Origin of the sequence: Streptacidiphilus monticola (assembly GCF_042658505.1) — a bacterium.
Taxonomy (GTDB): Bacteria; Actinomycetota; Actinomycetes; order Streptomycetales; family Streptomycetaceae; genus Streptacidiphilus; species Streptacidiphilus monticola.
Window position 1 is genome coordinate 1 of sequence record NZ_JBHSQJ010000254.1, and the last position, 11,361, is coordinate 11,361.

The window sequence follows — 11,361 nt, forward strand, 5'->3', positions numbered from 1 at the left end:
TGAGGGTTTTCAGGCGCGGGTTGGCTGCGGCGGTCGCGTTCTTGACGACGAGGACCTCGGAGAACGCGCCCTGGGCGGTGGCGGTGGCGACCAGGTCGACGCCGGGCAGGACGTTGCCGTAGGTGGCGGTGGGCCCGGACAGGACGGGCGCCGGCAGGGTCAGGGGGAGGGTGAGGGCCAGGGTGCGGCCGCGGTCGACCATCGTGGCCAGCGGCGCGGTGCCGCCGGGGGAGAGGGTCAGTCCGCTGGTGGTCGCGGTGGTGGTGATCGACCCGTCCGGGTTCCTTTTCAGGGTCGGGTCCAGTTTCTCCCACCCGGACCCGGTCCACTTGCGCACCGGCATCAGGGTCTGCGTGAGCGTGAAGCTGCCGTCCGGGTTCGCCGTCAGCGTGCTGTGGTCGGTGGTCGCGGCGTCCACCTGGACCGGCTTGCCCGTCGCCAGAGCCCGAGCCCGCGCCTGCCCCTGAGTCAACGGCGCGGAGGCGGGGGGTGAACCCGCGGCCGTGGCGGCGGATGCGGTCGAGGGTGCGGTGGTGGCGCTCAGACCGGCCAGGACCAGTCCGGCGGTCGCCACGGCTGCGGTATGCCGCAGACGTCGCTTTTCAAGATGTTTGGGCACGAAAGTCTCACTCTTGTCTGGGAGTTGGTCGCCGCGAGGTGCGGCGCGGGCCCACGCTACGAAGCCCTGGACCCGCATCCACCCAGGTGTGACAGGGCTCACAGAAGGCTTGATCATCATCTGTCCGGCTTTGCCGCACCCACGCAACACCTTCTTACCCGCCTCTTGAAAAGGCGGTCCCGCCTTCGTGTGAGGGTGTCCACCGCCGACCCACTGCCTCAGTGGTGCCGGCAGCACGCATGCAGGTGAACACCAGTCGCAGGATGCGGAGTTCAATGTGATGGCACGGTGGGGTAGGGCGGCGCGCCTTGGGCGCGGAAGCGGCCTGAGGCGGGCATGGACGGCCGGCGTAGCGGCGATCGCGCTGCTGATGGCCGGCTCGCCCGCGGCAGTTGCGTCCGCTGCAGCTGCGGTGCCCGCAGGGCACGCCCCGAAGTTGCCTGCGGTGCCTGCGGTTACCGGTGTGACGGCCGCGCCGTTCCACTTCACCAAGCCACGCAACCAGGCGAGTCGACGCTACCGGCCGACCGCGACAGTGTTCCCGAAGGCCGGCTCCGCGGTCCTGGCCGTGCAGGGCGCGAAGACCACCGGGCGCGCACCCGCCGCGGCCGGGATCCCCGTCACGGTGCATGCGCTCGCGCCCAAACACGGCGTCTACGGCGGACCCGCAAGCGTCCAGGTGTCTGTCCAGCCCCAGTCGGCGGCATCCCGCGCGGGAGTCGACGGCGTCCTGTTCAGCCTTGTCCCGGCGCCGTCAGGATCGGGTGCGGCGCGGGTGTCGCTGGACTACTCCGCCTTCGCGCAGGCCTACGGCGGCGGGTTCGGCAGCCGGCTCCACCTGGTTCAGCTGCCGGCGTGCGCGCTGAAGACCCCGCAGTTGGCGTCGTGCCGAACCCAGACTCCGCTCGCCGCGGCTGTCAATGACGCCGCGGCCAGGACGGTGTCCGCGACCATAGCCCTCCACCCCAGCACCGCTTCCGCGGCGGCGCCTTCGCCCGCAACCCGCACTCCCTCCACCGCCGCGGTGTCCTCTGCCCAGATTGGGACAATGCGCGGGGCCGCCCTCACACCGGCTGCATCTCCCAGCGGCACCACCATGGTGCTCGCGGCGGTATCGGGATCGTCCGGTGGCGACCAGGGCGGTGCATCCGGCTCGTACTCGGCGACAACGCTGAGCCCGTCAGGCTCATGGACGGGCGGCGGCTCCAGCGGCTCGTTCACCTACAGCTACCCGATCAGCGTTCCGCCGGCCCCCTCATCCTTGGCACCGAAGGTGAGCCTGGACTACGACTCCGGATCGGTGGACGGCAAGACCGCCACGACCCAAGCCCAGGCATCGTGGGCCGGTGACGGATGGAGCACCCCCCAGTCGTTCGTCGAGCAGTCCTTCACCTCCTGCTCCGACAACCCCGAAGGCTCGGCCGCCCCCACGTCCACCGCCGACGAATGCTACGACGGCCCGGTGCTGACCCTGTCGCTGAACGGGTCCTCGACATCGCTGGTGTACGACGCGGCGAAGGGCGTGTACAAGCCGGCCGACGACAACGGTGAGGTGGTCACGCACGTCACCAACTCGGGCAACGGCTCGGGGACCTACAACACCGACTACTGGACCGTCACCACCCGCGACGGCACCATTTACTCCTTCGGACGCAACCAGCTGCCGGGGTGGGCCTCGGGCAAGGCGACGACGAACTCGGTGGACTCGGAGCGGGTGTACGCCGCCCACTCCGGCGACCCGTGCTACAACGCCACCTTCTCCTCCTCCTACTGCACGATGGCCTACCGGTGGAACCTGGACTACGTCAAGGACGTCCACGGCAACGCCCTGGCGTACTACTACAAGCAGGACACCAACAAGTACGGCGCGTTCAACGCCACAACCCCGGTCACCTACGTCCGCGACTCCCACCTGGACCACATCGACTACGGCTTCACCGACGGCAACGCCTACGGCACAGTCCCCGACAAGGTCCTGTTCGCGACCGGCGACCGCTGCCTGGCGGCCACGTCCAGCTGCGATCCGCTGAACTCGACGACGAAGGCCAACTGGCCCGACGTCCCGTTCGACCTGGTGTGCTCCTCGACCACGTCGTGCAGCCAGCACTCGCCGTCGTTCTTCTCCACCGTGCGGCTGACCTCGATCACCACCCAGCAGTACGCTCCCGCGGCCAGCGGCTACAAGACGGTGGATTCCTGGGCGCTGACCCAGACGCTTCCGGTGACCGGAGACGGCAACGCCACCTTGTGGCTGTCCTCGATCCAGCGCACCGGCTCGGACACCCTCGGCGGCGGCTCACCGTCCTCCGTGACCTTGCCGCCGGTGACGTTCACCGGCTCCGACCTGATGAACCGCGTGGACACCACGCACGACGGCCTGCCTCCGATGTACCGGTTCCGGATCGGATCGATCACCTCGGAGACCGGGTCGGTGACCACCGTCACCTACCAACTCACCAACCCGTGCTCCGCGCCGGTGACAATCACACCGTCGGCCAACACCTCCTCCTGCTACCCGGTGTCGTGGACGCCGCAGGGCTACACCGCCCCGATCACGGACTGGTTCAACAAGTGGGCCGTCGTCCAGGTCACCCAGTCCGATCCCACCGGCGGCGCCCTGCAGACCTCCACCTCCTACACCTACTCGGGCCCCGCGTGGCACTACGACGACAACGAGGTCGTCAAGGCCAAGTACCGCCTGTACGGGCAGTGGCGCGGCTACAAGGACGTAGTCACCCTCACCGGTGACGGGGTCAACGACAAGCAGACCAAGTCCGAGACTCTCTACTACCAGGGCATGTCGAAGGACAACAACACCACCGCGGTGAACGTCACCGACTCCCAGTCCGGCAACCACGAGGACCTGAACCAGCTCGCCGGCAACCCGCTGGAGGCGACGACCTGGCAGGGCAACGGCGGCGGCGTCGACCACTCCACCATCACCTCCTACTGGGTCTCCCCGGCCACCGCCACCCGCACCCGCACCGGCCTGCCGGACCTCACCGCGAACATCGTCGCCCCGGTGGAGACCTGGTCCCGCCAGGCCACCACCGACACCGGCACCACCACCTGGCGCTACACCGAGACCGACACCACCTACGACACCACCACCACGGACGCCACCTACGGCCTGGAGACCACCAGCTACACGCACACAGTCCCGGCAAACAGCGCCTACGACCGCTGCGCCACCACCACCTACGCCAAGGCCAACACCACCGCCAACCTGGTCGGCCTGGCCGCGAGCAGCGAGATCGACGCGGTCGCCTGCGGCGGATTCACCGAGGGCAGCCCGGCGAGCGTCCCGGCCACCGCAGCGGTCAACACCCTGACCGCGCCCGCCTCGGTCACGCGCCCGGACCAGGTGGTCTCGGCCACTCGCACCTTCTACGACGACGCCACCCACGCCGCGACCTGGCCCCAGCCGGTCCTGACGTTCCCGCAGACCACCGCCCCGACCAAGGGCGAGGTCTCCATCGTGCAGAAGGCGACCGGCTACAGCGGCGGAGCCTTCACCTGGCAGACCAGCGCCGCCACCGTCTACGACAGCGTCGGCCGGCCCAGCGACGCCTACGCGCCCAGCCCGGGAGACAACACCGCCTCACCGGCCGGTGCCAAGACCCACACCGTCTACGCCGTCGACACTGCCGGCAACGTCACCGGAACCACAGTCACCAACCCGCTCAACCAGTCGGTGACCACGACCGTCGACCCCGCCCGCGGCACCACGCTGACCACGTCCGACGCCAACAATGTGGTCACCACCTCGCAGTACGACGGCCTGGGCCGCGTCACCAGCGTGTGGCTGGCCAGCCGCTACACCACCACCAGCCCCCCGGCGGCGAACTACACCTACACCTACACGGTCGCCAACAACGGCATCACCGCTGTCACCACCAACAAGCTCAACGACGAGTCGGCCTGGCAGACCTCCACCACTCTCTACGACGCACTGCTGCGGGTGCGGCAGACCCAGACGCCGACCCCGCAGGGCGGCCGCATGGTCACCGACACCTTCTACGACTCGCGCGGCTGGAAGTCGGACACCTACAACGGCTGGTGGGACCCCGCCACCACCCCCAACACCACCCTGGCCTCCGCCTACAACCTCCACGACAAGGTCCCCAACCAGGACTACTACACCTACGACGGCCTGGGCCGCGTCGTCATCGACCAGTCGGAGAACGACGGCGCCGAGATCTCCCGCACCACCACCGTCTACAACGGCGACCGCACCACCGTCATCCCGCCCACCGGCGGCACCACCAAGGCCACCGTCACCGACCCCCTCGGCCGCACCACCGAACTGGACGACTACACCACCGCCCCCACCCTGCACACCCCCACCGACACCTTCACCGGCATCTTCACCGTCACCGGCGGCACCACCCAAGCCACCACCTACGGCTACGACAACCACGGCAACCAGAACACCGTCACCGCCGGCGGATCCACCTGGACCTCCACCTACAACCTCATCGGCCAGGTCACCGGCAAAAACGACCCCGACGCCGGCTCCTCCTCGATGCTGTACAACCAGGCCGGGAAGCTGATCCAGACCACCGACTCACGTGGCAAGACGCTCAGCTACACCTACGACGCCCTCGGCCGCAAGACCGCCGAGTACGACGCCGCCGCCACCGGCCAGGCGGGTAGCAACGAAGTCGCCGACTGGTGGTACGACAACTCCAACAACAAGATCACGAACATGACCTACCCGGTCGGGCAGCTGACGACCGAGGACATGTACGTGGGCGGCACCAGCGGATCGGTGTTCACCACCCAGCAGAAGAACTTCAACATCTACGGCGCCTCTCTCGGCGAGACGATCACGATCCCGTCGACGAGCACGACCGGGACGCTCGCGGGCACGTACAGCTTCTCCCACACCTTCACCTCCACCACCGGCCTGCCGTTCCGCGACACCTACCCCAACGCCGGAGGCCTGCCCTCGGAAACCGTCGGCCACGGCTACACCACCGCACTTGACCTCCTGAACAACCTGAGCGGCTACTCGCAGCTGACCGACTACGACGCCTGGGGCCGCGTCCAGCAGGAGACCATCGGCACCGGCACCAACCTGGCTTACCTCACCAACAGCTACGACGCCCACACCGGCTGGCTCACCGACCAGAACACCACTCGCTACACCAGCCCCGCCGCCGTCGATGACCAGACCTACACCTACGACCAGGCCGGGAACATCACCCGCCAGGTCACTACTCGCCTCGGCGCCACCGGCACCGAAACCCAGTGCTACCAGTACGACACCCTCGACCGACTCCACCAGGCCTGGACCGCCACCGACTCCTGCGCCTCCACCCCCACCGCTGCCAGCCACACCCAGGTCGGCGACCAACTCACCGGCGGCACCGCCTACTGGACCGACTGGACCTTCGACGCCCTCGGCAACCGCCAGACCCAGACCGACCACTCCACCACCGGCGGCACCGACACCACCACCAGCTACCACTACGACGAGAACGCCAAGAGCCAGCCCCACACCCTCACCTCCACCAGCGGCGCAACCGGCGGAAGCACCACCTACGCCTACGACACCGCCGGCGAGATGACCACTCGCACCACCCCCACCAGCGGCACCCAGACCCTCACCTGGAACGACGCCGGCCAGCTCACCGACATAACCGGCGGCACCGCAGGCGACAGCCACTTCCTCTACGACGCCGACGGCACCCTGCTCCTCCAGCAGGACCCCGGCACCACCACCCTCTACCTCCCCGGCGAACAACTCGCCCTCAACACCAGCAGCGGCACCATCACCGGCACCCGCTACTTCACCCTCCCCGGCGGCGGCACTGCACTGCGCACCGCCACCATCACCAGCGGCGGCACCACCACAACCCCCGTCACCACGTTCGAGGTCGGCGACCTGCACGGCACCAACGCCCTCATGCTCGACGCCACCGCCCAAACCCCCACCTGGCGCCAGTTCACTCCCTACGGCGCCACCCGCGGCCAAACCGTCACCTGGGACGACACCCGCGGCTTCCTCAGCGCCCCCACTGACACCAGCACCGGCCTCACCATCCTCGGCGCCCGCCAGTACGACCCCACCACCGGCCGCTTCATCAGCCTGGACCCCCTCTTCGAAGCCACCGACAGTCAAGCCCTCGGGGGATACACCTACGCCGACGACAACCCCGTCGTCCACAGCGACCCAACCGGACTGTTCTGCGACGGCTGCAGCGTCGACGACAACGGCACCGCAGCGGGCCATGCTGCGGCTGAATCAGGCGACAAGGTCGGCTGCGCAGCCGACGCAAGCGGGCAGTGCCGCAGTGAGCAGAAGGTGCGAACCGAGTGGAGGCACCATCTGCAGAGGACTCTGAGGCATCAAGGGAGGGTGCTACCGCTCCACGTGGCGCCGTACATCCCGTCCTACGGTCAAATGACACTGGCCATGACGTGGAATAGCAAGCTTAGCTATGGGCAGAATGTCGAAGCCTATTGGATGTCACAGTGCTCCGCCGGAGAGAATGCGACTTACGACGCATCGGCTTGCCAGGGAATTACAAAATACTACGGCTGGGGAGACTTTAAGGGATCCAAGATTGACGAGGCTGTCCAAATAGCGGGAATGCTACTTGGGGCTGTCGGAGGTGGCGAAGGTGGCCTTGAGGCCGATGAAGCTGAAGCGTGGCGGATCTACGGCCTCGGCGCTGATCCTGCCATCGGAGGAAAGATCCGGTGGTCGGAAGTCGATACGGCGTCTAGAATTGAAAGTGAGCTTGGCGTAAAGCTGACGCGCGCTCCTCGGGATAGCTCGGCCGACTGGGTTGATGAAAATGGTAAGACCTACGATGCGGTCGGCAATTTTCCCGGAAGGCATTTCGATGCCCAGTGGGACGCGGGCGCCTTCCAGCGCCAGATAGTGCGGCATCTGGAGAAGGCTCAGGTTGTCCCGGTGGATGTATCGAGGTTCTCGCCCGAGCAGATAGACAAAGTAGTACAGTATGTAGAGGAACTGAATAATCCAGGTGTGGTCATAATTGGCGCGTAGGGATTCGTAGTCCGGCAGTCGGCCTTTGCGAAATGGCAAAGGTCGACTGCCGGTTCTGAATCTTCTTGAAGCCAAGGCAATATTTCGCGAAGGGATGCCAGTATGGGAAGCTCCTATGTTGAATACGGTGGAGAAGGATTCTGGGCGAGCGACAGCTTGCTAGAGATATGGCTGGCCCTGGCGATTGAGGATGATGGATTCGGAGGCGGAGAGTCCTGGCTGGAAGAGGTGCGCGATGACTGGCGCTTGCAAGCTGCGGCCGGGTTCCAGGGGTGCATATCTCCTAATCTGGATAGGCATCTCAATGGAGAGTTGCGTCGCGAAGAAATGCTTCTGTCTTTGATTGCGTCCACGGGGCATAGAATCGAAGAGTCTGGAGATTCTATTCCGCCGAATAAGCTAAATTCTCTCAGCTTGGGAGGGGGGAGTGGCTTTCGGGAGGCGGTTCCAGTGTCAGGTATCTTGCAGATCGGAGAAGGAATTCGAGGCATCATTGGGCGCTTCCGAGCTTCAGTCGAGTGAGGTTTCTCGGCCGACTGGCTGACCTTCGGGGCTTGATCACGGTGCCACGGTGACTGCTCAGGCCGTTCGTGACGTGGGGTGGGTGGCTTTCGTTGGTCCGTCCGTGGGAGCCGCCAGCCGCCGGAAGCCGTCGTACGACGATCTGGTGCGCGTGATCGCCGAGCAGCAGGCGACGATCAAGAGGCTGGAAGCGCGGATCGCGGAACAGGACGCCCAGATCGCCGAGTTGAAGCGGCATCTGGCGAAGGACTTATCGAACTCGTCCCAGCCGCCGTCGTCGTACAGTCCGTTCCGCAAGCCCGCGCCCCGCTCGCGGCGCCAGGCCACGGGCCAGCGGCCCGGTGCCCAGCCCGGTCACCCGGGCAGCAGCCTGGAGCGGGTGGCGGACCCGGACGAGATCGTCTGGCACCGGCCCGACGCCCGTGTACTACGAGATCCGCTGCTACCAGGCCCGGCCCGGACGCCGCGAGGAGTGGGTGCGCTACATGGAGGACGTGGTCATCCCGTTCCAGGCCTCATAGGGCATGGACATCACCGCCTCCTTCGTCGACGCCCAGGACGAGGACGGCTACGTGTGGATCCGCCGGTTCCAGGACGAGGCCCACAGCCAGGCCCTGTATGCGGCCGTCTACCAACACGACCGCTGGAAGAACGAGATCGGGCCGGCCGTCCACAACCTGCTGACCCCCGAGAAGACCCTCGTCACCGGCGTGCTCCCCACCCCCGCCTCGCCCCTGTGCTGCTCCCCTCTGCGGGCCGGGTTGGTCAGTGGGTGAGGGTGAGGACGACCTTGCCGCGGGTGCGGCCGGCCTGGACGCGGGCGTGGGCGGCGCCGGCCTGCTCGAGGGGGAAGGTTTCCTCGACCTCGACGGTGATCTCGCCGGCGTCGATCAGGTCGGCGATGGTGGCCAGGGCCGCGCCGTCGGGCTCGACCAGGTAGGGGGTGACCCGCACGCCGGCGGTGTCGGCGGCCTGGGCGAGTTCGGGGGAGACGCCGGCGGGGACGGCGACGAGCAGGCCGCCGGGGCGCAGGACCTTCAGCGAGCGGGTGCTGGTGTGGTCGTGGGCGTCGCCGACCAGGTCGATGACGACGTCGACGTCGGTGACGGCGTCCTCGAAGCGGGTGGTGGTGTAGTCGATGGTCTCGTCGGCGCCGAGTTCCTTGAGCCAGGGGTGGCGTGCCGCGCTGGCGGTGGCGATGACGTGGGCGCCCAGGTGGCGGGCGAACTGGACGGCGAAGTGGCCCACCCCGCCGGCGGCGGCGGTGATCAGGACGCGCTGGCCGGGCTGGATGTGGGCGGTGTCGACGACGGTCTGCCAGGCGGTCAGCGCGGCCAGCGGCACGGCGGCCGCGTGGACGTGGTCCACGGTGGCGGGCTTGCGGGCCCATTGGCGGGCGGGGGCGGTCACGTACTGGGCGTAGCCGCCGGCGGCGCGAGGGAACCAGGGCATGCCGTAGACCTCGTCGCCGGGCGCGAGGGTGGTGACGCCGAAGCCGACCTCCTCGACGACGCCGGACACGTCCCAGCCCAGGATCAGCGGGAAGCTCTGCAGTCCGGCCATGCCCTGGCCCTCGCGGGTCTTGAAGTCCACCGGGTTGACGCCGGCGGCGTGGACCCGCACCAGCACCTCGGTCGGCAGCGGCTCGGGGCGCGCGACCTCCTGCAGGGTCAGCACCTGCGGGCCGCCGAACTGGGTGATGGTGACCGCCTGCATGGTGTGCTCGCTCATGTTCGTCCTCAACTCGTGTCTGTCGCACTGGGTGGTGGGCCGGGACCGTGGTCCCGGCCTAGGCAAGACTGGCGTGAGCGGGCGGGGGCGGGTGAGTGGCCGGGGGGCCACCTGTCGTACTATTCGGGCCATGCCGCATCGTGTTGCTGTTCTGGCCCTGGACGGGGTCCTGCCGCTGGACCTGGGTATCCCGGCCCGGGTGTTCAACGAGGCCCGTGAACCGGACGGGACCCCCTGTATTCGGTGAGTACCTGCTCGCTGGGCGGCCGGCCGGTGCGCACCCACGAGGACTACCGGATCGTCGTCGACCGCGACGAGTCGGCGCTGGAGAGCGCGGACACGGTCATTCTCGCCACCCAGGAACCCACCGGGCACCTGCTGGCGACCGGCACCCTGCCCGGGGACCTGGCCGCGGCGCTGGACCGGATCCGGCCCCAGGCCCGCATCGTCAGCCTGTGCACCTCGGCGTTCCTGCTCGCGGCGGCGGGTCTTTTGGACGGCCGGCGGGCCACCACGCACTGGGCGCTGTGCGACGCGCTGGCGCGGCTGTTTCCCGACGTCGAGGTCGATCCGGACGTCCTGTTCGTCGACAACGGCCGGATCCTGACGTCCGCGGGGGGTGCGGCCGGGATCGACCTGTGCCTGCATCTGGTCCGGCTGGACCACGGGGCGGCGGTGGCCTCGGCCGCCGCGCGCCGCTGCGTGGTGGCGCCGTGGCGCGAGGGCGGGCAGGCGCAGTTCATCGAGCACCCGGTTCCCGAGGACCGCGACCGGTCCACGTCGGCGACCCGGCAGTGGGCGCTGGACCGGCTCGGCGAGCCGATCACGCTGGAGGACATGGCCCGGCACGCGCACATGAGCGTGCGGACCTTCACCCGGCGGTTCCGGGGGGAGGTGGGCAGCAGTCCGCTGAAGTGGCTGGCGCAGCGGCGGCTGGCGCACGCGCGTCTGCTGCTGGAGTCCACCGACCTGACCGTCGCGCGGATCGCCACCGCCTGCGGTTTCGGCGACCCCGTCGCCCTGCGCAAGCACTTCCACGCGCAGCTGGGCCTGTCACCGGTGGCCTACCGCCGTGCCCACCACGCCCCGGAGCCGATGACCGCTGCGTGATCCACCCGTGGGGCCGAGGGCCCGGACGGCGGGGGCAGGCAGGCACACAGGTGCCCGCTGCGTGATCACCCGTGGGGCCGAGGGCCCGGATGCCCCTGCCACGGGTGGGCCGGTCGGGGACGACGAGGGTTGAGCCATACCAGGAAGGGTCCCACGGCCCCCGACCAGCGCTGACGGTCGGGGGCCGCGTCGTATTCAGCTTCCCGTAGTTAGCCGTGGTTGACCGGGAGATACCGCCATGTAGGACACGACAGGGGCACGGGAGCCATCTCGGTGCCCCTTGTGCCCGGACCACTGCTTTCGGATCATTGGCGCGTGAATGACCGGCCAGAGGGCAGCCTGACGACGAGCTACACCA

At 68.3% G+C, this 11,361-nt stretch carries 4 protein-coding genes and 3 pseudogenes; 4 read left to right on the plus strand and 3 right to left on the minus strand.

Translation table 11 applies throughout. The features are described from left to right. Positions 1-574 (minus strand): annotated as a pseudogene (locus ACFP3V_RS32030) (hypothetical protein); the annotation flags it as partial. Between the two features lie 888 nt (positions 575-1,462). Further along, positions 1,463-1,840: a hypothetical protein gene (locus ACFP3V_RS32035; protein ID WP_380591435.1), complete on the minus strand. Its 378-nt coding sequence runs from the start codon at positions 1,838-1,840 to the stop codon at positions 1,463-1,465. A 52-nt stretch (positions 1,841-1,892) separates the two neighbouring features. On the opposite strand from ACFP3V_RS32035, the gene ACFP3V_RS32040 reads away from it, so the two are divergent. From ACFP3V_RS32040 to ACFP3V_RS32050, 3 genes and pseudogenes are all read left to right on the plus strand, one after another. After that, the gene (locus tag ACFP3V_RS32040; RefSeq protein WP_380591437.1) at positions 1,893-7,640 is read left to right on the plus strand and encodes an RHS repeat-associated core domain-containing protein; all 5,748 of its coding nucleotides are present in this window, start codon (positions 1,893-1,895) and stop codon (positions 7,638-7,640) included. A 625-nt stretch (positions 7,641-8,265) separates the two neighbouring features. Then, positions 8,266-8,520 (plus strand): annotated as a pseudogene (locus tag ACFP3V_RS32045) (DUF6444 domain-containing protein); the annotation flags it as partial. Between the two features lie 166 nt (positions 8,521-8,686). After that, positions 8,687-8,938, plus strand: coding sequence for a hypothetical protein (locus tag ACFP3V_RS32050; RefSeq protein WP_380591443.1), 252 nt, complete (start codon positions 8,687-8,689; stop codon positions 8,936-8,938). On the opposite strand, the gene ACFP3V_RS32055 is transcribed toward ACFP3V_RS32050, so the two are convergent. Further along, positions 8,928-9,893 (minus strand): NADP-dependent oxidoreductase, encoded by a 966-nt coding sequence (locus ACFP3V_RS32055; protein WP_380591440.1) that lies wholly within the window; start codon positions 9,891-9,893, stop codon positions 8,928-8,930. The two genes, ACFP3V_RS32050 and ACFP3V_RS32055, sit on opposite strands and share 11 nt — an antisense overlap. A 130-nt stretch (positions 9,894-10,023) precedes the next feature. On the opposite strand from ACFP3V_RS32055, the pseudogene ACFP3V_RS32060 reads away from it, so the two are divergent. Further along, a pseudogene (locus tag ACFP3V_RS32060) lies at positions 10,024-11,003 on the plus strand (GlxA family transcriptional regulator). Positions 11,004-11,361 lie beyond the last annotated feature (358 nt).